The sequence below is a fragment of the Pseudomonas sp. GM102 genome (assembly GCF_000282555.1).
Lineage (GTDB): Bacteria > Pseudomonadota > Gammaproteobacteria > Pseudomonadales > Pseudomonadaceae > Aquipseudomonas.
The window spans coordinates 149674-169513 of the sequence record NZ_AKJB01000057.1 but is presented as its reverse complement, the minus strand read 5'-3'; the positions used below and the strand labels follow the sequence as shown (position 1 = coordinate 169513).

The following is a 19840-nucleotide window of genomic DNA, read 5'->3' as shown; positions in this document are numbered from 1 at the left end:
TTTTGAGCAATTTGAAGCTTCATCCTTCACTGGATAACGGCATAGCGCCAAGCGCTGCAAATTTCTCTGGCGGTACCCTGCAATGCCTGTGTCCGACCGATAAGGTTGAAATCAGGATTGACGCCCAGACTCTGCACAATCATGCCTGTGGCTGCAGCAAGTGCTGGAAGCCCGCAGGTGCGAAATTCGCGGTCGTGGCTGTTGTTCCTCGCGATAAAGTCAGCGTCATCGCGAACGCTGAGAAGCTGGTCATCGTTGACGAGCGCGCCACTATCCAACGACATGCTTGCAAAGAGTGCCATGCGCATATGTTCGGCCGCATCGAAAATAAAGACCATGCGTTCTACGGCCTGGACTTCGTGCATACCGAGCTTTCCCCGCAAAAAGGTTGGGCTGCACCGGGCTTTGCAGCCTTCGTTTCGTCGCTCATCGAAACCGGCACTCCGCCGGAGGACATGAAGGCAATTCGCGAAAAATTGCGCGAGCTCGGTTTGGAACCTTATGACTGCTTGTCGCCAGATCTGATGGACGCATTGGCTACGCAAGTGGCGAAGTTGAATGGTGTTCTTGCATCCCGTTAAACCCATTTGCCAAATGTATTATTCGGCACGATCCACCTTGGCTGAACCATGAGCGCAACGCCCTTCACCTGGATCCGTTCCAGGCGAAGGGCGTTGCGCTCATGCAGCATTTTTCCGGCGAACAATATTCACATTCGTAATGTTGAGTATGGGAGTTACGGTATTTATCAATAGCGCTCAGATGGCGATGATTCAGTTACTCCAATAACAATCAGCCTCATGGGTACCTTGCCCGGCATGCACGGGCTGGAACAAGAATGTGCCGACCAGGATCATCTGCTACTTCAGTTGCCGGGCCCTTATGCGCGCTTATTACCTGCCATCAATCGAATACTTGCCGGGGCCTGTAATGCCCAGCAGCAGCAAGCCGCCCATGATGCTGAGGTTCTTGAAATATTGGGTCATGTTGGCCGCGCGCTCCGGGTCAACCATAGTCCAAAAGTGATGCCCGATCAGAGCCGTACCGAGTACGAACAAGACGTAGAGAAATGCGAGTGGGCGGGTGTAGAACCCAACGACGATCGCTATAGCGGCAAAGACCTCCATGACGACCGCAATCCCTGCAGCGACCATGGGCATGGGCGCGCCGAGTGAACTCATGTAAGCAACGGTACCGTCAAAGCTGGTCAGCTTGCTCCAGCCGGAAATGATGAAAAGGATCATTAGAAGGATGCGGGCGAGCAGGATGATCTCGTTTCTCTGATTCTCAAACAGGTTGTATCTCATGGTATTCCGCCTGTGGACGCGAGGGAGGGGCACAAGTAAGTCTGGTATTGAAGCCTTGTACGTACTTTTAACACTAGCAGCTGATTGGCAGCCTGCTCTGGGACGGGAGAGTGGCAATAAATGCGTCTCTGTCTGCCTGCGGGTAGCATACGGAGCTGTTCGTATTAAGTTCCGCTGCTGTCAAAGTCTCGGCTAATGGGCCCATGTTGCAGAACAGGTGTCGAGCTTCGCTGGCCCTGGGTTTTGAGCCCCGTCAGCCAGAAACCGGTTAGAGTGTTAATCAATGTCTGTTCATAAGGGGCCCTCCACTCGATTCGCGTAGTCGCGCCAAGCGGTTCCAGCGAACGAACCGGGCAAAAAAAACCGTGTATCAATCGTTATGTGAAGAATGAATCGTCCGCTGTTTGTTTCTCTAGATGGGCCCAAGGGAACCGGCAAAACCACACTGTTGGAGGCCGTTACGAAAGTACTGAGGGCAGACAACAAAAAGGTGATCCGACTTTGCGAGAGTAAAAGCGATCCCTATAGGGGTGAAACAATGACCCTCGTTAACAAACTCGTCAGAAACCCAACCCGGGATTTGGAGTTGGAGATTTGTGAGCGCTTTGCTGATAGCCGTACCTGGATTTCACAGCACGTGCTGGCTAAACAGCCACCAGGCAGCATCATTTTGATCGATCGCTGGTACCCGTCTGATGCCGCGTTTCGCCGGATCGTCCCGTTTGCAGAAATTCTACAGTTGAACATTGATCGAAACGTGCGAGTGCCAGACCTGCATGTCGGGGTTGTCACCGCCCCTGAAATTTCATGGGCGAGGGCAGCGGCACGACGGCGTGGGCTGAGCAGTACTGTGATCCATAAGCTGGAAGAACATGTCGCTTGTACCAAGGCATTCGAGCGAGCGACTGCAGATCACGGCTGGGTTTTATGCCGTAACGAAGGAACGATCGAAGACGCAACGATGCAGGTGATTTCTGAGGTCTATAGAGTCCTTCGATGCCCGTAGGCGAACTTCGCTGCGCCGGCCTTGATGCGGTAAGGGGGAATTTGTCGCCGCAGCGGTAGCCGGCTGATGCTTTGATCTGGGTGCCTGGCATCGAACTCTGAGCCAAATATTGAGTTGGCTCAAACAGGGATCGGGGATTGGTAGCTTGAAAGAACCTTTGGTAGAAGTTCCGTCCTGACACATCATTTAACATAATATACATTACACGTAACTATATGTTTCAGGATTAGCCCGGTTGCACGCAGATTTGGAAGCCCTCAATCCATCCAAGCCCTTCATCCTTGCGTCAGCTTTCCAATCAGCTCTGAATGCTCGGGAAACTGCTCTCTGAGCTTCTGCCGACTGCCCATCTCCATATCTGCAAAATCAAATCCTGGTGAAACCGCTTCACTGATCAAACCGTATTCCGCTAAACCATTCATCAGCTGCGAAGCTTTCCAGACGCCACCAGGTACATGCAGCTGCAGACATTGCCCGGCGATAACGTCGCTGCCCATCACCACAGTATTCAACGTGCCGTCTGGAAAAATCAGGCTGTACTGAATCGGGTTTCCCAAATGGTAGTAATGAACGATGTCCGATTGATTCAAGTGAAAATGACCTATAGGCGAATCCTTGGTCAGCAGGTAATAAATTGAAGTCATCAAGTGACGTTGACCTCCATTGATCTCGACCATAGCGTGGTGATCAGATTGAAAGGTTCTTCGGTAAAAACCACCTTCTATGTGAGGCTCCAGAGCCAATGCGGCAATGACTGCTTCAGCGTTGGGAATTTGAATGTTGAGCTCACTGTTGGTCATGTGGATTGCCCTCCTTAAAACACTTTAGCTATTGTATAAATCTATTTGATAGATTTTAACTATGCTAAATGGTTGTTTAGTCGTTTTATCTCGATAGCGTTTAAAAGCGTGAGCAAACGCAATTCGTTCAGCTTGACTCTATAGCTCCCCCTGCCCTCGCAACACCGCAATATCCCGCTTTGGGGGTACGCCAAACAGACGGCTGTATTCGCGGCTGAACTGGGACGGGCTTTCATATCCAACCTTGTAAGCCGCACTGGATACGTCCTGGTGTTCATTGAGCATCAATCGCCTCGCCTCGTTCAGTCGCAGCCATTTCTGGTACTGCAAGGGGCTCATTGTGGTGAGTTGACGGAAGTGGTGGTGAAAGGTCGGAGTGCTCATCTGCACTCGGGCCGCAAGTTCATCGACGCGAAGCGCTGAGGTGTAATTCAACTTCAGCCAATCGATGGCTTTGGCGATCCGATAACCTTGGCCGTCGACAGAAGTTATTTGTCGTAGCCGGCTCGCCTGATCACTCTGCAAGAGACGGTAGTGAATCTCGCGTTGAATCAAGGGGGCCAGAACAGGAATGGATTCCGGCTCATCGAGCAGTGCCAATAAGCGCTCGAATGACGCCAGCATTGCAGGGGTCACTGAACCAATTCCTACCCCCTTCGCAACGGATCGATCACGGGTTGGCGGTAGGTCACTTTGTGCTATCAGCTCAGCCAGCATGCGCAGATCGAGCTTCAAAGTGAGTCCCAGGCATGGCTGTTCCGGGCTTGCTGCCAGCACCTCCGAATTGGCAGGCAAGTCCAATGAGGTGATCAGAAATCGCGACGTGTCATACGGATAGCCTTCGCCGCCTACCCAGAGCTGTTTCTCACCCCGGGCAACGAGGATGATGCTTGGCTCGACCATGCAGACGACGGGCGGCGATGGATGTTCGCGTCTGAAGAAGCCGAGGCCCGTAATGGGCGTTCCGCAATCACCTGGTTTCGGGATCTGCGCGCCGATGATCTGCGCAAGCGTTTCTTGCGGCGATGTCTGTTGCGGTGCGGTGCCGTGTTTGATCGTCATGTTCATCTAGTACCTCTTCGCTGAACTCTAACTCGCCAGTTCACGACCGTCCTGCAAAAAAACAGAGACTCATAGAATCAGGCAAGTAATCCAGCGAAATGCACTACAGGGAGTATGGGCAGAACCGGAGAATGTTCATCCGACAAACCCATTGAGGAATCTCCCATGTCGTCAAGTATTGCTTCGTGATCGACAACGCCATGTTGGCTGATTAAGCACTGGGTCAAAGCACTCCAGCAAACTACAACTCAATCGAAAGGACTATCCGGTGAAAGGAATTTTTCTTGCCCTGGGGCTTCTCGTTGCCTCTTTTTCTTCAATGGGAGCCGATATGTCAAACGGCGCGGACAACTTCTACAAAAGCGAGAAAGTGACCGTTGAAAAGGTCACCTTCAAGAATCAATACGGTATGAAGGTGGCGGGCAACCTGTTCACCCCGAAAGACCTCGCCCGCAAATCCAGGAACGCCGCCATCATCGTCGGCCATCCAATGGGGGCGGTGAAAGAGCAGAGTGCGAACTTGTACGCCACCAAAATGGCCGAACAAGGGTTTGTCACCCTGTCCCTGGATTTGTCCTTCTGGGGCGAGAGCGAGGGCGTGCCTCGCCAGGCCGTCTCGCCCGATATTTACGCAGAAGACTTCAGTGCCGCCGTGGACTTTCTCGGCACTCACCCAATTGTCGATCCTGAGCGAATCGGCGTCCTCGGCATCTGCGGCAGTGGCAGTTTCGCTATCAGTGCGGCCAAGATTGATCCGCGTATGAAGGCCATCGCCACCGTCAGCATGTACGACATGGGTGCGGCCAACCGTAACGGTCTCAAACACGCAGTGACTGCGGAACAACGCCAGCAGATCATTCGCGACGCCACCGAGCAGCGCTATGCCGAATTCCAGGGTGGCGAAATCCGCTACACCGGCGGCACGCCGCTCAAACTGACCGGCAATGCCGTGGGTGACGAGTTCTACGATTTTTATCGCACCCACCGAGGCGAAGTCACTCCGGCCGGCGCATCGCCGCAGACAACCACCATGCCGACGCTGACCAGCAATGTGAAGTTCATGAACTTCTATCCGTTCAATGACATCGAGACTATCTCCCCTCGCCCGCTGCTGTTCATTGCCGGCGCCCAGGCACACTCACGCGAGTTCAGTGAGGACGCCTACAAGCGGGCCGTCGAGCCTAAAGAGTTGCTCATTATTCCAGATGCCGGACACGTGGATCTTTACGACCGGGTCAACCTCATTCCATTCGCCAAGTTGACCACGTTCTTCAAAAGCAACCTCAAGTAGCCTGATCGGTGCCCTGGCCGGGCATCACCTCTCTCGTAGCCTCGTCCTCGGGGCTACGACGCTTCGCGTAATACAGGATTCAACCAATGACTGATCACCTCCTCCCTGTGCCCCATAAATCATGGGGCGCCGTATTCGCCATGTCCCTCGCCGCCTTCGTGCTGGTGGCATCGGAGTTCATGCCCGTCAGCCTCCTGACACCGATTGCCACAGATCTACACGTCACCGAGGGACATGCCGGCCAGGGAATCTCCGTTTCGGGGCTGTTTGCCTTGTTCACCAGTCTTCTGATCGCATCGGTGGCTGCACGGATTGACCGCAAACCGCTGCTCCTTTCACTGGCACTGCTTATGATTCTTTCTGGAACAGTAGTCGCGTTCGCCCCGAACTACTGGGTGTTCATGATCGGCCACGCGCTGATCGGTGTTGCGATAGGTGGCTTCTGGTCATTGTCGGCGGCAACCGCCATGCGCCTGGTGCCTGATGACCAGATCACTCGCGCAATGGCAACCGTCAACGGCGGCAATGCTTTGGCGACGGTTATTGCAGCGCCACTGGGCAGTTTTCTCGGTGCCCTGATTGGCTGGCGCGGTGCATTCTTGTGTGTCATTCCAGTCGCGATAGTCGCTTGTATATGGCTGTTGTTAAGCCTTCCACCGATGAAATCGCAAAGCGGTTCAGGCACTGGCAACGTCTTCAAGTTGATAAAACGCACGCCGGTCGCGTTAGGCATGGTGGCGGTCAGCGTGTTTTTCATGGGCCAGTTCATGCTGTTTACCTATTTGCGCCCGTTTCTTGAAACGGTCACCCACGTCAGTGTTTCCATGCTGTCGTTGATGTTGCTCGTCCTGGGTATTGCGGGCCTCGCAGGAACCTTCCTGATTGAAGCGTTCTTGAAAAATGGTTTGCATCGAACCCTCATCGTCATCCCGATCTTGATGGCGGTGATTGCTCTGGCGCTTGTTTCATTCGGTAGCTCGGCGGCCATCACGACTGTTTTGCTTGGCCTCTGGGGACTGGTTGCGACTGCTGCGCCCGTGGGGTGGTGGACATGGCTGGCGAAAACGTTGCCAGACGCTGCTGAAGCGGGAGGCGGCTTAATGGTAGCGATCATCCAACTGGCAATCACGTCTGGCGCAACCGTTGGCGGGCTGGTCTTTGACTTGAGCGGCTATCGGGCGACCTTCGAGTTGAGCGCCACTGTGCTGGGCGTGGCGGCCGTTCTTGCCTTCCTGGCTGTACGCGCAGCATCGCGGGAGCCTCTTGCCGCGGCGAGCATCGCTTGAAATGTGTCGCGAACAGTCTTCGCGCAACGTTGGCGGAGTTGGGGCGGCGACAAAAGCCATCTTCGATGAGACTAACTGGCGATAAATCTGTTCGATGGGCTATTTCCCGACGTTGAGCATGGCAATCAGGGCTATGGTCAATGTGTTGAGCAGATCAAGGAGTTTGCGATGGCCGACTCAAGCAAGAAAATGAGCCTCATGGGGCTCACCACTCTGGTGACGGTGAACATGATGGGGTCGGGTATCATCATGTTGCCGACGAGCATGGCCCAACTCGGGGCCGTTTCGTTGCTGTCATGGATCGTCACTGCCGTCGGTTCGATGGCTATCGCTTACTGCTTTTCCCAGTGCGGCATTTACTGCCTGCGCTCAGGCGGGTTGTCTGCCTACACTGAAGAGGCGCACGCCAAATCAGGCTTCTTCCTCTGTTCGTATCTGTACTTTCTCTCGCTGGGCATCGCCAACGTGGCCGTCGCCATCTCCGCGGTGGGTTACATGACATCGTTCTTGCCCTGGCTGGGCAGTGGCGCCATTCCTCTGTTCATCGGTACGGTTGGCTTGCTCTGGTTGACCACCGTGGCCAACTTCGGTGGCCCCGGTATCACCGGCAAGATCGGCGCGATTACCGTGTGGGGGGTGATCATCCCGGTGGCCGGCTTGAGCATCATCGGTTGGTTCTGGTTCAAGCCCGATGTGCTGATTGCCGCGTGGAATCCGAACAACCTGCCGATTTCCGACGCCATCAGTAAGGCGATTCCCCTGACCTTGTGGGCTTTTCTTGGCATGGAGTCGGCGGCACAGGCCTCCGATGCTGTGGAAGATCCCAAGCGTACCGTACCGTTGGCCTGTCTATTCGGCACGCTGGGTGCGGCAGTGGTGTATGTGCTGTCGACTACGGTTATCCAGGGCATCGTACCCAATGCCGAACTGGCCAACTCTTCGGCCCCCTTCGCGCTCGTCTATGCATATATGTTCAACCCCGTGGTTGGCAACATCGTCATGGCGCTGGCAGTGATGGCCTGTGTTGGTTCGCTGCTGGGCTGGCAGTTCACCTTGGCGCAAACGGCCAAGATGACCGCTGACAGAGGCATGTTTCCGAAATTGTTCAGCAAGGTCAGCGCACAGGATGCGCCCATCGTCGGCATGCTCGTCTGCGGCGTCTTTCAGACCTTGATGGCACTGTCGACCATCTCGCCCAATGCCAGCGCCCAGTTCGGAAAGCTCGTCAGCCTGGCAGCGGTGACCAACCTGATCCCATACGTGACAGCCGCCACCGGCCTGTTGGTCATGATGTACAAAGCCAAAGTCAGTACAGGGATCTACACCCGCAACACGATGCTATTACTGATCGCCGTGGCCTATTCGTTGTACGCCCTTTATGCCTGCGGCAAAGATGCCGTTTTCGGTGGCCTCATTGTCCTTGCATTCGGCTACTTGCTCTATGGCTTCCTCTCCAAGCGTTTTGTCGATTTGTCTCCAACCGCTCAGACCAGGGCTGGCAATCCTTAGCTGTAATCTTCAAGACAGCAGACATCCGAATGTGGGGCGCCAAGGATATGAACGTACAACTGACCAAAGCCACTAACTTGCTGTTCGTCTGCCTGTTCACAATGGTGCCGGTACTGGCTGGTGCCAATACCCTTGAACGCGTGCGGGCGAACAATACCTTCACCCTCGGTTACCTGCCGGACTTCGCACCTTTTAGCGTCCAGGAAGGCGACAAAGCCAGCGGTTATGCGATCGAGCTTTGTCTGAAGGTCGCCGACAAAATCAAGACCGAACTGGGTTTGCCCGCGTTGCAGGTACGTTACCGCCCCGTCTCCATCAACGACGAGATGAGTGCCGTGAGCGCGGGCGAGATCGACATCCTCTGTACGCCGACGCCACCCACATTGGCGCGACGCAAGCATGTGAGTTTCTCGGTTCCGATCTACACGGCCGGCCTTTCGGCAGTGGTGCGCCAGGAAGCACCTGAGGCGTTGCTCAATGTACTAAACGGCAAAGTAGCCCATACCGGACCGACCTGGCGTGCGACCGTCAACCATGGGCTGTCCAACCAAACCTATGCCGCCACCGCTGGCGGAGTCACCGAGGCATGGATCCGTCAGAAAATGCGATTACTCGGCGTGGTGGCTACCCTGGTCACAGTCGAGAACACTGAAGCTGGCCTCAAAATGGTCGCCGAAGGCAAAGCCGATGCCTTTTTTGCCGAACGCATGATGCTGAAGAATCTCCTCGCCAATAACCATTCCGCAGGAAATCTGGTCCTGCTGGATCGAGTTTTTGAGTACTCGCCGACTGCAATGGCGGTGGATCGAGATGATGAAGATTTCCGTTTGCTGGTCGACACCGCGCTGAGTGAAATGTATCGATCGGGCGAGATCGAGCAGGCATACGACACCCACCTGCAAGGCCTTACCGACACGGACAAAAAGCTGTTCAAGGTCTATGCGATACCGTAGAGACAAGCCTGAAAAACAAAAAAGCCCGGCCTGCCAACGGTAGCGTCTCGAAGATCGCTATCGCCGGCGGGCCGGGCTCCTAAAGCAAAATGCCGCTTAGATGTTTCGCATCAACAGCACTTCGGTCCCGCCTTGCTGCCGTAACGAGCCTCCTGACGTTCGCGAAAGAACACCTCGTAGCTCATCACCGGTTTGTCCGGATGTTTGGTTTGCATATGCTCAACGTAAGTGTCGTAGTCAGGCATGCCAACCATCAAGCGTGCAGCCTGACCCAAGTATTTACCGAGGCGACTCAGGTCATTGAACATGGGCACCCTCCTCCATCAAGCATCCGGCAGCGCCTGGAATGGTGCTTCTTTATCCGTACGTTCTTTGGTGCCCCAGGCGGCGATACCGACCTTGAGTGCAAAGAACAGGATGCTGAACACCACGAGCAAAAACAGCACGGTCAGCGTTGCATTGGTGTAGGCGTTGTAGATCACGTGCTGCATCTGCTCGATGCTCTTGGCCGGCGCGAGTACTTGACCGTTGGCCAGGGCATCGCTGTATTTCTTCGCCAGCGCGAGGAAGCCGATCGCCGGGTTGGCGTCGAACAGTTTGATGAAGCCTGCGGTGGTGGTGCAGATCAGCAGCCAAACGGCGGGCAGCATGGTCACCCACACATAGCGCTGGCGTTTCATTTTGATCAGCACAACAGTCGCGAGCATCAGGGCGATCCCGGCCAGCATCTGGTTGGAGATACCGAACAGCGGCCACAAGGTATTGATCCCGCCCAGTGGATCGATCACGCCTTGGTACAGCAGGTAACCCCACATCGCTACGCAACCGGCGGTGGCAATCAGGTTAGCGGTCCAGGACTCGGTGCGTTTGAGCGCAGGCACGAAGGAGCCGAGCAAGTCCTGCAGCATGAAGCGTCCAGCACGGGTACCGGCGTCCACCGCGGTCAGGATGAACAGTGCTTCGAACAGGATCGCGAAGTGGTACCAGAACGCCATGGTGTTTTCACCCGGCAGAACGTGGTGCAGGATCTGCGCAATACCGACCGCCAGGGTCGGCGCACCGCCGGCACGGGCCAGGATGGTGGTTTCACCGATGTCCTTGGCCACTGCTTGCAGGGCTTCCGGGGTAATCGCGAAACCCCAACTGCTGACCGTCTGAGCAACCGTAACAGCATCAGTGCCGACAATGGCTGCCGGGCTGTTCATGGCGAAGTAGACACCTGGCTCGATCACCGAAGCGGCCACCATCGCCATGATCGCCACGAAGGACTCCATCAGCATGCCGCCGTAACCGATGTAACGGGCATGGCCTTCACTGGCGAGCAGCTTCGGCGTGGTGCCGGAAGCGATCAGTGAATGAAAACCCGACACCGCGCCACAGGCAATGGTGATGAACAGGAACGGGAACAGACCGCCCTTCCACACCGGCCCGGTGCCGTCGATGAACTGCGTCAATGCCGGCATTTTCAGCTCAGGCATAGTGATCAGAATGCCGATCGCCAGCGCAACGATGGTGCCGATCTTGAGGAAGGTGGACAGGTAATCGCGAGGGGCGAGAATCAGCCACACCGGTAATACTGCCGCGACGAAACCGTAGCCAATCAGCATCCAGGTAATCTGGATGCCGGTGAAGGTAAAGGCTTTGGCCCACACCGGGTCAGCGGCAATCTGCCCGCCCAGCCAGATCGAACCCAGCAGCAACGCCACGCCGATCACCGAGATTTCACCGATGCGACCCGGGCGGATGTAACGCATGTAGATGCCCATGAACATCGCGATCGGGATGGTCGCCATCACTGTGAACATGCCCCACGGGCTTTCGGCCAAAGCCTTGACCACGATCAGCGCCAGCACCGCGAGGATGATGATCATGATCAGGAAGCAGCCAAACAGCGCGATGGTCCCGGGGATGCGGCCCATTTCTTCACGGACCATGTCGCCCAAAGAGCGACCGTTGCGACGGGTGGACATGAACAGGACCATGAAGTCCTGAACCGCACCGGCCAGCACCACGCCGGCAATCAGCCACAGCGTACCGGGCAGGTAGCCCATCTGCGCCGCCAATACTGGACCGACCAGCGGCCCCGCGCCGGCGATGGCTGCGAAGTGGTGTCCGAAGAGTACGTGTTTGTTGGTCGGTACGTAGTCCAGACCATCGTTGTTGAGTACGGCGGGAGTGGCTCGATTGGGGTCGAGCTGCATCACCTTGGTGGCGATGAACAGGCTGTAATAGCGGTATGCGACGAGATAAATAGCGACTGCTGCGACTACGATCCAGAGGGCGTTGATGGCTTCGCCGCGGCGCAGGGCCACGACACTTAGCGCAAACGCTCCCAGGACAGCCACGGCAAACCAGGCGAGGTGTTTAGCCAGACGGGGCATAGCGTGTCTCCTGCCGACAGCCAGTAGCTGCGGCGGTAATTATTATAATTGTGTCCGCAGTGCGGAGCGGGCCCAATATCCGCCCATGCTGTCGACAAATAAATCCGCGTTACTACGTACGCGGTGTCTACGTAGTTCTACGTAGATAACGCAAAACCTGTGGGAGCGAGCCTGCTCGCGATAGCGGGCTGACATTCAGCGTCGATGTTGACTGTGCCACCGCCATCGCGAGCAGGCTCGCTCCCACAAGGTTTTGCATTTCGCAGGTCATTCTGTCCAGCACTGCTACTGGAGGCGCGTATCTTTGGCATATGATGCCGGGCCTTCGCCTTCCCTCGGTCTGGCCAGGAGTAGAGATGCAGCTCAAACACAAAATCGTCGCGCTCGGGATTCTGCCGCTGGTGTTGGCGATCGCGGTCATCTGCGCGCTGGTGATTTCCCTGAACCGCCAACTGGGTGATCAACAGGCGCAACTGATCGAAGACAGCATTCTGGCCAGCAAGCGCGCAGAACTGAAAAACTATGTCGAAATGGCACAGAGCCTGATCGCGCCGCTGTACGACAACGGTCGGGGTGATGAGCGCGCACAGCAACAAGTGCTCGAAGAACTGCGCAAGCTCAGCTTTGGCATCAACGGCTACTTCTTCGTCTACGACCGCGAAGGTCGCAGTCTGATGCACGCGCGCCAGTCTGAGCTGGTGGGCAAATACCTGTGGAACATGACGGACCCTCATGGCCTGCCGGTGATCCAGGCGTTGCTCAAAAGTGCGCAATCGGGCGAAGGTTTTCAACGTTACGCCTGGAACAAACCCTCTTCCGGCCAGGTGACCGACAAGCTCGCCTACGTGGTGATGCTCGACCATTGGGGCTGGATGCTCGGCACCGGCATCTACCTTGAAGACGTCGAACGCGCCACCCAACAAGCACGTGCCGAGGTGGCTCAGGGCATCCGCAAAACCATGCTGGCGATTGCCGTGGTGGCCCTTGTGGCGGTGCTGTTTGTCTTCGCCAGCGGCATGACGCTAAACGTCAGCGAGCATCGCCTGGCCGACAAAAAACTCCAGCGTCTGACCCAACGCATTGTCAGCCTTCAAGAGGAAGAACGGTCACGGGTTTCCCGAGAGCTGCACGACGGCATCAGCCAGCTACTGGTGTCGATCAAGTTTCAGTTCGAACTGGCCAGCCATGTGCTGGAGAACGGACAAGACAAGGGATTGGGCATTTTAAGAGACGCCACGCAGCGCCTCGGAGACGCGATTGGCGAAGTTCGCAGCCTGTCTCACGACCTGCGCTCGTCGCTGCTCGACACCCTCGGCCTGCCGGCGGCGATCGGTCAGCTCGCCGCCGAGTTCGAGCAGCGCAGCGGTCTTGTCGTGACCTTCAACGATAACGAATTCGACTGTCACCTGGTCGATGGCGCTGCCGTCTCGTTGTTTCGCATCGTGCAAGAAGCCCTGACCAATATCGAACGCCACGCACAGGCAAAAAACGTCATCATTACCCTGCACGGCTCTGAAAAGTCCGTACAGTTGACGGTGGTCGATGACGGTATCGGTTTCAACGTCACTCAGGTCGAACGTCGTCACGCTGGCATTGGCCTGCGCAACATCCGTGAACGTGTCGAGCATTTTGGCGGTCGATTCGACCTGACCTCGATGCCGGGAAGAAGTGAGCTGGACGTGCTGCTGCCGATGAAACTGCCCGGTACAGAACGCTGACTCACCCCATAACAATTAGAGTGAATGCCTGCGATGAACCTGCCCTACCCGATCCGCGTCGCTCTGGTCGACGATCACTCCCTGGTCCGCGACGGAATCAAATCGCTGCTGGCGGTCATGACGCAGCTGGAAGTGGTGGGAGAAGCCGAGAATGGCGCCGATGCCATTGAAATGGTCGGGCGCTGCCAGCCGGATCTGTTGCTGGTCGACATCAGCCTGAAGGACATCAATGGCCTTGAGCTGACGCGGTTGTTACGCAGCCAGTACCCGTCGCTCAAAGTGCTGGTGCTGAGCATGTACGACAACTATGAATACGTGAGTGAATCCGTTCGTTCGGGCGCCAGCGGCTATGTGCTGAAGAATGCGCCTTCACGGGAAATCATTGCGGCAATCGAAGCTATTGTCAGTGGCGGGACGTTCTACAGTGCCGAAATCGCACAGCGGCTCATTGCCGATAAAAGTACCGACAACGAGCTGACTCCGCGCGAAAGCCAGGTGCTGTACAAGATGGCTCAGGGGCTGAACAACAAGGAAATGGCTCGCGAACTGGATATCAGTGTCCGGACTGTAGAAACCCATCGCCTGAGCATCCGTCGCAAGCTCAACATCGACAAACCCGCCGCCCTCGTAAAATACGCGATCGATCACGGGATCATTTCGCGCTAGAGGCGATTCACACCGCATTTGTGTTAACGACACGTGCCGTGCGAATGAACAAGGCGCGTACCTTGTCCCAGAAATTCCCCCCCAGCACGAAAATGCTGCCGATCAACATGGCATCGCCCAGCGCCTGGAGCTGCCAGATATTGGGTCTCAACCCCGGCCAGATAGTATCTATGTAAGGTTCGAGAAATGCCGAGATCAGCGGCAGGCAAAACATCACAAGACCGATTCTATGGCGAGCCGGGCCTACTTCCACGTCTGCCGGTGCAAGTGTGGAGACGTAACCGAACATGCTGCGCTTGAGTTGCTGAAAGCCGGATTTGCCCATAATGGCAATGACCAGAATCAACAGAACCTTGTTGCTGATAAACAAAACGCCTGTCAGTGCCGCGATCTTTGAGCCGGGCACATCTACTGCGGCAGCGAGAGGCACCATCAGCCAGGATCCCAGCATCAAACAGATAATCGCGATGCCCAGTTTGAAGCGCCAACCAGCGGAACTAGATGCATTGTCATCCTGAGGGTTGCTCATGGTCTTCTTAACCTTCTTTTTTGGCCGGGATTAATAGATCTTCAGAAGCGTAGCAGTTAGTCGATCCCGGATCATTCAACATGACCTTGTATTTGTCACAGCTGTACTAACCTAAGCGAAACCAAATCCTGTAGGAGCGAGGCTTGCCCGCGAAGAACGATGACGCGTAATACCTTAAAAACCGCGGTGCATTCTTCGCGGGCAAGTCGGATCGCCGCACCGCTCGCTCCTACAGAATCTTGCCCAGGCATTCAATATTGGGGATGTTCGGATGACGTTTTCCCAAGATCTACTATCAGTGCAACGATGCTGACGCGCTCGGCTCGGCTGCTTATTCTATGCACCCTCGGTCTTGGCGGCTGTGTCCGTCTGGGGCCGGATTTTCAGCCCCCCGGCGAAGCCTGGACAAAACTCTGGAGCAGCCCCGCGCTGGAGCAAGCCAGCCAACGAAGCCTGAACCCCGACATTCGCCAGTGGTGGCAGGTGTTCGCCGACCCGGTCCTCGACGCCCTGATCGCCGAATCGGATGCGCACAATTCCAACCTGAAAATTGCCGGCCTTCGCGTCATGGAAGCCCGTGCCCGGTTGGGTATTGCGCAAAGCGGGCGCTATCCGCAACTGCAACAGGCCAGCGCCGACAGTCTGTACTTCAACCGCAAGCAGTCTGGCGGCAACAACCCGCAAGACAGCCACTTCTGGCAACACAGCGCGGGCTTTGACGTCGGTTGGGAGCTGGACTTCTGGGGGCGTTTCAGTCGCGCCATCGAGTCCTCCGATGCCAGTTACTTTGCGGCTCAGGCCAACTATGAAGACGTCCTGGTACTGCTGCGTGCTCAGGTGGCCGATACCTACTTTTCGTTGCGCACCACCGAGGCGCGATTGCGCGTCGCCCGAGAAAACGCCGAGCAGCAAAAGCGCAACTTTGAGATCACCGAAAAACTGTTCAACAGTGGCCAGAGCGCCGAACTCGACGTGCAACAAGCCAAGACCCAATACCTGGGCACCTTGAGCAGCATTCCGGATTTTGAGGCGCAAGTAGTGCGCACCCGTAACGCGCTGGCTGTGCTGATCGGACAGCCCCCCAGCGCCCTGCCCCAATTGCTTGAACACGAGGGACTGATCCCGCTGGTGGACCAAGCCGTGCTGCAAGACGTGCCGGCCAACCTGTTGTTGCGTCGACCGGACGTGCGCGCTGCCGAACTCAATGTCGCGGCCCAGTCGGCTCTGATCGGTGTCGCGCAAACCGACTTCTATCCGTCGCTGACCTTGTTGGGCAGCATTGTCTGGACCACCGATACGTTGAGCGGCACCTCCAATAGCCTGGACCTGATCGGCGGACCCAGTTTGCGCTGGAACCTGTTTGACCACGGCCAGATCAGCAACAACGTGCGTATACAGGATGCGCGGTTGCAGCAGCTGATTGAGGTCTATCGCGAGAAAGTCCGCCAGGCCGCACGAGAGGCCGATGATGCTGCCAGCAGCTTGATCAAATCGCTGGAACGCGAGCGCATTCTGGGTGAGGCGCAGGTCGCCGCCGCGCGTTCGTTGAGCCTGGCCAACACCCAATACCGGGAAGGTTACTCCGACTTCCAGCGCGTGCTGGACGCTCAACGCGCATTGCTCGAACAGCAGGACAATTACCTGCTCAGCCGCAGTAATGCCGTGAGCAACCTGATCGCGCTGTACAAAGCCCTTGGCGGTGGGTGGTACAGCGCCCAGCCGACAGTCGATCAAAACACTCGCCAACAAATGGAACAACGTACCGACTGGGGCAACCTGCTGAATGAGCCGGCCCCTTCGCAAGCCTCCTATCCCGAGCCAGAAGGTTAAAGCCGATGACTGAACCCTCGCCGCCCGTCACTGAGGCGCCCTCCCCCAAGGCATCCGAGCCTGCCGCCGAGCCTGCAAAAAAGGGCATCAAATGGGTATTGCTGCTGATCGTCCTGAGCCTGGTCTGGTACCTGTTGGCTGACCGTTTCACACCGTATACGCAACAGGCTCGGGTGGGCGCTTTTGTGATTCCGGTGGCCTCCGAAGTGGCTGGCCAGGTGATCCGTGTAAATGTGCGCAACAACCAGGACGTCAAGGCGGGCGATGTGCTGTTTGAAGTGGACCAGCAGCCCTATCAAATAGCCGTCGACCGCGCACGTGCAGACCTTGAGTCCACACGCCGCCAGATCGGTGCGAGCACCGCCGGCATTGCTTCGGCTCAAGCCAATTTGCGCGCCGCCCAGGCCAATGAACTCAAGGCGCGGCAGGACAATCAGCGTCTTGAAGGTTTGTATCGCGAAGATCCTGGCACTATTTCCGTGCGCTTGCTTGAAGTCTCTCGGGCCAACCGTGAACAGGCTGTAAGCCAGGTCGCCGCAGCCCATGCCGAAGTCCAGCGAGCACGGGAACAGGAAGGCGGCAGCGAGGAAGACAACGCGCTGTTGCGCAGCGCCGCCACGGCGTTGTCAAAAGCCGAACTGGACTTGTCCAACACGCAGATACGTGCACGGTCGGCGGGACTGATCACCGATCTGCGCACCGATGTTGGACAGTTCGCCACTGCCGGCAGCCCGGTCATGACCCTGATTGCCATCCACGATGTGTGGATCAGCGCAGACATGACCGAAAACAACCTTGGCCTGGTCGAGGTCGGCACCCCTGTTTCGATCGTGCTGGATGCCTTGCCGGGGAGGGTTTTCGAGGGTCGTGTGCGCAGTGTCGGCTACGGTGTCAGCGTCGGGCAGAGCACTGCGCCCGGCAGCCTTCCCAGTGTGCAGAACAGCCGCGACTGGCTGCGTCCGGCCCAGCGTTTTCCGGTGATTATCGAGTTTTCCGAGGACTCAAGGAAAACGCTGTTCGCCAGCCGCGCCATCCGTGCCGGTGGGCAGGCTGAAGTGATGGCATTCCCGACTCAAGACAACCCGTTGAACCTGCTCGGTCGTTTGTTCGTGGGACTCATGAGCTGGCTGAGCTATGCCTATTAAACGCTTGCCTGCCAAGCGCACGCCCCGGGTTCAGCGTGCGTTGCGTATGGGCACAGGCACCGCATTGTGCCTGGCGGCCAGCTTCGGCCTGGGCTTGCCGATCCCTTTTCTCGCGCCGGTGCTGGCTGTGTTGCTGTTGGCTTCCCTCAATCGGCCGCTGCCATTCAAGGCTGGATTGATTCTCGCTCTGGCTGCGATGTTAACCACCGGCGTCGGCCTGTTGTTGATACCGATCCTGCGTTATTACCCGATTACCGGCGTGCTGCTGATTGGCGTCAGTATGTTCCTGGCGTTTGGTTTTGGCCTGCGCGGCGGCAACGCCTTGATCATGACCTTCATGATCATTGGTCTGACGATGATTTCTTCGGCCGGCGTCGCCGAGTTCGATCTGGCGATGATGGTCATCGGTGCCCTGGTCAAGGGGTTGATCCTCGCCGTTCTCGTTGTGGGGATTAGTCACTGGCTGTTTCCCGACCCCGCCAATGCGCCGTCCCCACCCGCCGCCAGCGCTTTTCCGGAGCAAGAAGTGGGCAGAGTTGCACTGCGTGCAACCCTGATTGTCATACCGGCATTCCTGTTGGCCCTGATCGACCCGGCGAGCTATCTGCCGATCATTTTGAAAGCGGTCAGTCTTGGCCAACAGAGTTCGACGACAACGACGCGCAACGCTGCCCATGAATTGCTCGGTTCGACCTTCATGGGCGGGCTGTTGGCTGTTGGCTTCTGGTGCGCGCTCAGCCTGTTCGTGCACTTGTGGATGTTCTTTCTGTGGATGCTGCTGTTCGGCTTGCTGTTGGCGCGCAAGCTCTATGCCCTGAGCCCGACCCGACAAACCCCGGGGTTCTGGCTCAACAGCCTGGTCACGCTGATCATCCTGCTGGGTCAGTCGGTTCAGGACAGCCTCGCAGGGAAAGACGTCTATACCGCCTTCGCCGTGCGCATGGGATTGTTTATCGCCCTCACGCTCTATGCCTTGCTGATGGTCCACCTACTTGATCGGCGGCAGCGCAATCCACGTGTCACTCAGCTCACGGAGTGACCTGATAACCCCGCCCTTGCAGGCAGCCGTGATAGTGCTGTTTCACATCGACCTCGACCTGCTCATAAAACTCGTCGTGTTGACGTCCTCGTACCTGCGTAGCATCCACCGCAGCATCCTCCGAGGGTGGCGGGCTAGAGGTGCTCTGGCTGACCGTGACGTTGCTGCAATCGTTGATGTCCAGCTGGATTTGTTGCGAACTCTGCCCGTTCAAGGGCACGACCGCTTCTGCCTGAACCGGCGTATAGACCATCGACATGACGGCAAACAGGCTGAACGACGTTAACCGACTCATGATGTTCTCCGACACGGTCCACTGTGTTTGCGGGCCAGCGTTTCGCTGGGAAGTTCCTGGAACAACGCTCGATAACTGCTGGAAAACCGTCCCAAATGCCAGAACGACCAATTCATCGCCACTTGCGCGACCGTCGTTTCCCCGGCCGTTCGCCTGAGTAATTCGCGGCGCGCGCTGTTGAGCCGACGCAAGCGCAACCAATGCGTGGGTGTCATCCCGGTATACGCCTTGAACGCATGCTGCAACTGACGCAGCGAAACCCCGGCCACCTGGGACAGCTCCAGCAAATTGAGGGTTTCTTCTGGCGTATCGGCGGCCCATTCGGCGACGCGCTTCATGATCGTTCGCTCGTCCGCCCGACGCTGCAAACCTGCGCGATCAAGGCACACACAGGCGTTATCGAGGATGTACAAACAGTCCTCCAACAGTTGCTGGGTCAACGCCTCTTTGCTCGGAGGATCCAGCGTCTGCGTCAGCCGCGTCAAGGTCCCGCTCAGCCAGCGGCTGAACAGCGCGTTCTGCCCTGAATTGAGCGGCGACATGAACAAGCCTTCGAGCCGCGCCACGTCCAGACCATGCCGCTGAACGAATGCCGGACCGAACACCACGGCGATTTCCTGGTAGTTCTCCGGGGTGATCCAGATGTTGCGGCTTTCACCGTTCAGCACGTACAGCGAGTTGTCGCTGCGATCGAAACAGAACGCCAGCGAGCCTTGCGGGGCGCTGAAATTCTGCTCGACCCGGGTGTTCATCTGTTCCTCGTAAATCTCGACGCCTTGCAAATCCAGATAGCGCACCCTTCCGGCGAAATGCCCCGGGGACATTTGCTGATAGTGCTGCACCCAACCCGGTGTGGCGCGGATTTGCTCGGCCACGTCGGCGGTGTTGAACGCTTGAACCTGCAACGGATTGCACGCTGTCATGGGGGTGCCTCACGCACTCTTTTGGTGCGCTTTGTGCGGTTTAAAGTGGATAGATGGAACGGCAAGGCTCACCCAAGATAGTCGTCAACGCGCCACAGGG

The 19840-nt window shown here is 56.9% G+C and carries 19 protein-coding genes; 11 read left to right on the top strand and 8 right to left on the bottom strand.

Annotated elements, in window-relative coordinates; all coding sequences use genetic code 11:
- The first annotated feature begins 2 nt into the window (after positions 1-2).
- A complete protein-coding gene (gene gfa / locus PMI18_RS15830; RefSeq protein WP_007900316.1) occupies positions 3-581 on the top strand; it encodes an S-(hydroxymethyl)glutathione synthase in 579 nt (192 codons plus the stop codon).
- Positions 582-893: 312 nt separating this feature from the next.
- Here the strand turns inward: gfa and PMI18_RS15835 are convergent, their stop codons facing one another.
- A complete protein-coding gene (locus PMI18_RS15835) occupies positions 894-1307 on the bottom strand; it encodes a DoxX family protein (RefSeq protein ID WP_007900314.1) in 414 nt (137 codons plus the stop codon).
- Positions 1308-1695: 388 nt separating this feature from the next.
- On the opposite strand from PMI18_RS15835, the gene PMI18_RS15840 reads away from it, so the two are divergent.
- Entirely contained in the window at positions 1696-2313 is a 618-nt protein-coding gene (locus tag PMI18_RS15840; RefSeq protein WP_007900313.1) for a dTMP kinase, read from the top strand.
- Positions 2314-2588: 275 nt separating this feature from the next.
- Here the strand turns inward: PMI18_RS15840 and PMI18_RS15845 are convergent, their stop codons facing one another.
- Together PMI18_RS15845 and PMI18_RS15850 are read right to left on the bottom strand one after the other, a co-directional pair.
- A complete protein-coding gene (locus tag PMI18_RS15845) occupies positions 2589-3113 on the bottom strand; it encodes a cupin domain-containing protein (protein WP_007900312.1) in 525 nt (174 codons plus the stop codon).
- Between the two features lie 138 nt (positions 3114-3251).
- A complete protein-coding gene (locus PMI18_RS15850) occupies positions 3252-4175 on the bottom strand; it encodes an AraC family transcriptional regulator (RefSeq protein ID WP_033036382.1) in 924 nt (307 codons plus the stop codon).
- Positions 4176-4506: 331 nt separating this feature from the next.
- On the opposite strand from PMI18_RS15850, the gene PMI18_RS15855 reads away from it, so the two are divergent.
- The 4 genes from PMI18_RS15855 to PMI18_RS15870 all read left to right on the top strand — a co-directional run bounded on the left by PMI18_RS15855 (position 4507) and on the right by PMI18_RS15870 (position 9214).
- Positions 4507-5466 (top strand): alpha/beta hydrolase, encoded by a 960-nt coding sequence (locus PMI18_RS15855; RefSeq protein WP_007900304.1) that lies wholly within the window; start codon positions 4507-4509, stop codon positions 5464-5466.
- Positions 5467-5552: 86 nt separating this feature from the next.
- Positions 5553-6752: an MFS transporter gene (locus tag PMI18_RS15860; protein ID WP_007900303.1), complete on the top strand. Its 1200-nt coding sequence runs from the start codon at positions 5553-5555 to the stop codon at positions 6750-6752.
- A 168-nt stretch (positions 6753-6920) separates the two neighbouring features.
- Positions 6921-8261, top strand: coding sequence for a putrescine-ornithine antiporter (gene potE, locus PMI18_RS15865; RefSeq protein ID WP_007900302.1), 1341 nt, complete (start codon positions 6921-6923; stop codon positions 8259-8261).
- 47 nt (positions 8262-8308) lie between these two features.
- Positions 8309-9214 (top strand): amino acid ABC transporter substrate-binding protein, encoded by a 906-nt coding sequence (locus PMI18_RS15870; protein ID WP_033036371.1) that lies wholly within the window; start codon positions 8309-8311, stop codon positions 9212-9214.
- A gap of 110 nt (positions 9215-9324) precedes the next feature.
- Here the strand turns inward: PMI18_RS15870 and PMI18_RS15875 are convergent, their stop codons facing one another.
- A complete protein-coding gene (locus PMI18_RS15875) occupies positions 9325-9522 on the bottom strand; it encodes a YbdD/YjiX family protein (protein ID WP_007900300.1) in 198 nt (65 codons plus the stop codon).
- 15 nt (positions 9523-9537) lie between these two features.
- The gene (locus PMI18_RS15880) at positions 9538-11595 is read right to left on the bottom strand and encodes a carbon starvation CstA family protein (RefSeq protein ID WP_007900297.1); all 2058 of its coding nucleotides are present in this window, start codon (positions 11593-11595) and stop codon (positions 9538-9540) included.
- A gap of 356 nt (positions 11596-11951) precedes the next feature.
- Here PMI18_RS15880 and PMI18_RS15885 point away from each other — a divergent pair, with 356 nt between their 5' ends.
- Together PMI18_RS15885 and PMI18_RS15890 are read left to right on the top strand one after the other, a co-directional pair.
- Complete coding sequence (locus PMI18_RS15885) at positions 11952-13313, top strand: cache domain-containing protein (RefSeq protein ID WP_007900296.1); 1362 nt, start codon at positions 11952-11954, stop codon at positions 13311-13313.
- Positions 13314-13346: 33 nt separating this feature from the next.
- Positions 13347-13979 carry a response regulator gene (locus PMI18_RS15890; protein ID WP_007900295.1) on the top strand — a complete coding sequence of 211 codons (633 nt, stop codon included), beginning with the start codon at positions 13347-13349 and terminating at the stop codon, positions 13977-13979.
- 7 nt (positions 13980-13986) lie between these two features.
- On the opposite strand, the gene PMI18_RS15895 is transcribed toward PMI18_RS15890, so the two are convergent.
- Positions 13987-14508 carry a transporter suffix domain-containing protein gene (locus PMI18_RS15895; protein WP_007900294.1) on the bottom strand — a complete coding sequence of 174 codons (522 nt, stop codon included), beginning with the start codon at positions 14506-14508 and terminating at the stop codon, positions 13987-13989.
- 306 nt (positions 14509-14814) lie between these two features.
- Here PMI18_RS15895 and PMI18_RS15900 point away from each other — a divergent pair, with 306 nt between their 5' ends.
- Genes PMI18_RS15900 through PMI18_RS15910 form a run of 3 tightly spaced genes read left to right on the top strand, consistent with a single transcriptional unit; the run spans position 14815 to position 18522 of the window.
- Positions 14815-16338, top strand: coding sequence for an efflux transporter outer membrane subunit (locus PMI18_RS15900; RefSeq protein WP_007900287.1), 1524 nt, complete (start codon positions 14815-14817; stop codon positions 16336-16338).
- Positions 16339-16343: 5 nt separating this feature from the next.
- Positions 16344-17483: an HlyD family secretion protein gene (locus tag PMI18_RS15905; protein WP_007900286.1), complete on the top strand. Its 1140-nt coding sequence runs from the start codon at positions 16344-16346 to the stop codon at positions 17481-17483.
- Positions 17473-18522 (top strand): DUF2955 domain-containing protein, encoded by a 1050-nt coding sequence (locus tag PMI18_RS15910; protein WP_007900285.1) that lies wholly within the window; start codon positions 17473-17475, stop codon positions 18520-18522. Before PMI18_RS15905 ends, PMI18_RS15910 begins: the two co-directional genes overlap by 11 nt.
- On the opposite strand, the gene PMI18_RS15915 is transcribed toward PMI18_RS15910, so the two are convergent.
- Both PMI18_RS15915 and PMI18_RS15920 read right to left on the bottom strand, forming a co-directional pair.
- Complete coding sequence (locus PMI18_RS15915; protein WP_007900284.1) at positions 18512-18817, bottom strand: hypothetical protein; 306 nt, start codon at positions 18815-18817, stop codon at positions 18512-18514. The two genes, PMI18_RS15910 and PMI18_RS15915, sit on opposite strands and share 11 nt — an antisense overlap.
- Positions 18814-19740 (bottom strand): helix-turn-helix domain-containing protein, encoded by a 927-nt coding sequence (locus PMI18_RS15920; protein WP_007900283.1) that lies wholly within the window; start codon positions 19738-19740, stop codon positions 18814-18816. Before PMI18_RS15920 ends, PMI18_RS15915 begins: the two co-directional genes overlap by 4 nt.
- Positions 19741-19840 lie beyond the last annotated feature (100 nt).

Coding starts and splice junctions, on each gene's coding strand:
- PMI18_RS15895 (WP_007900294.1), bottom strand. CDS start 14,508: ATGAGCAACCCTCAGGATGACAATGCATCTAGTTCCGCTGGTTGGCGC.
- PMI18_RS15890 (WP_007900295.1), top strand. CDS start 13,347: ATGAACCTGCCCTACCCGATCCGCGTCGCTCTGGTCGACGATCACTCC.
- PMI18_RS15850 (WP_033036382.1), bottom strand. CDS start 4,175: ATGACGATCAAACACGGCACCGCACCGCAACAGACATCGCCGCAAGAA.
- PMI18_RS15920 (WP_007900283.1), bottom strand. CDS start 19,740: ATGACAGCGTGCAATCCGTTGCAGGTTCAAGCGTTCAACACCGCCGAC.
- potE (WP_007900302.1), top strand. CDS start 6,921: ATGGCCGACTCAAGCAAGAAAATGAGCCTCATGGGGCTCACCACTCTG.
- PMI18_RS15870 (WP_033036371.1), top strand. CDS start 8,309: ATGAACGTACAACTGACCAAAGCCACTAACTTGCTGTTCGTCTGCCTG.
- PMI18_RS15835 (WP_007900314.1), bottom strand. CDS start 1,307: ATGAGATACAACCTGTTTGAGAATCAGAGAAACGAGATCATCCTGCTC.
- PMI18_RS15900 (WP_007900287.1), top strand. CDS start 14,815: ATGCTGACGCGCTCGGCTCGGCTGCTTATTCTATGCACCCTCGGTCTT.
- PMI18_RS15880 (WP_007900297.1), bottom strand. CDS start 11,595: ATGCCCCGTCTGGCTAAACACCTCGCCTGGTTTGCCGTGGCTGTCCTG.
- PMI18_RS15855 (WP_007900304.1), top strand. CDS start 4,507: ATGTCAAACGGCGCGGACAACTTCTACAAAAGCGAGAAAGTGACCGTT.
- PMI18_RS15915 (WP_007900284.1), bottom strand. CDS start 18,817: ATGAGTCGGTTAACGTCGTTCAGCCTGTTTGCCGTCATGTCGATGGTC.
- PMI18_RS15875 (WP_007900300.1), bottom strand. CDS start 9,522: ATGTTCAATGACCTGAGTCGCCTCGGTAAATACTTGGGTCAGGCTGCA.
- PMI18_RS15910 (WP_007900285.1), top strand. CDS start 17,473: ATGCCTATTAAACGCTTGCCTGCCAAGCGCACGCCCCGGGTTCAGCGT.
- PMI18_RS15845 (WP_007900312.1), bottom strand. CDS start 3,113: ATGACCAACAGTGAGCTCAACATTCAAATTCCCAACGCTGAAGCAGTC.
- PMI18_RS15885 (WP_007900296.1), top strand. CDS start 11,952: ATGCAGCTCAAACACAAAATCGTCGCGCTCGGGATTCTGCCGCTGGTG.
- PMI18_RS15860 (WP_007900303.1), top strand. CDS start 5,553: ATGACTGATCACCTCCTCCCTGTGCCCCATAAATCATGGGGCGCCGTA.
- PMI18_RS15840 (WP_007900313.1), top strand. CDS start 1,696: ATGAATCGTCCGCTGTTTGTTTCTCTAGATGGGCCCAAGGGAACCGGC.
- PMI18_RS15905 (WP_007900286.1), top strand. CDS start 16,344: ATGACTGAACCCTCGCCGCCCGTCACTGAGGCGCCCTCCCCCAAGGCA.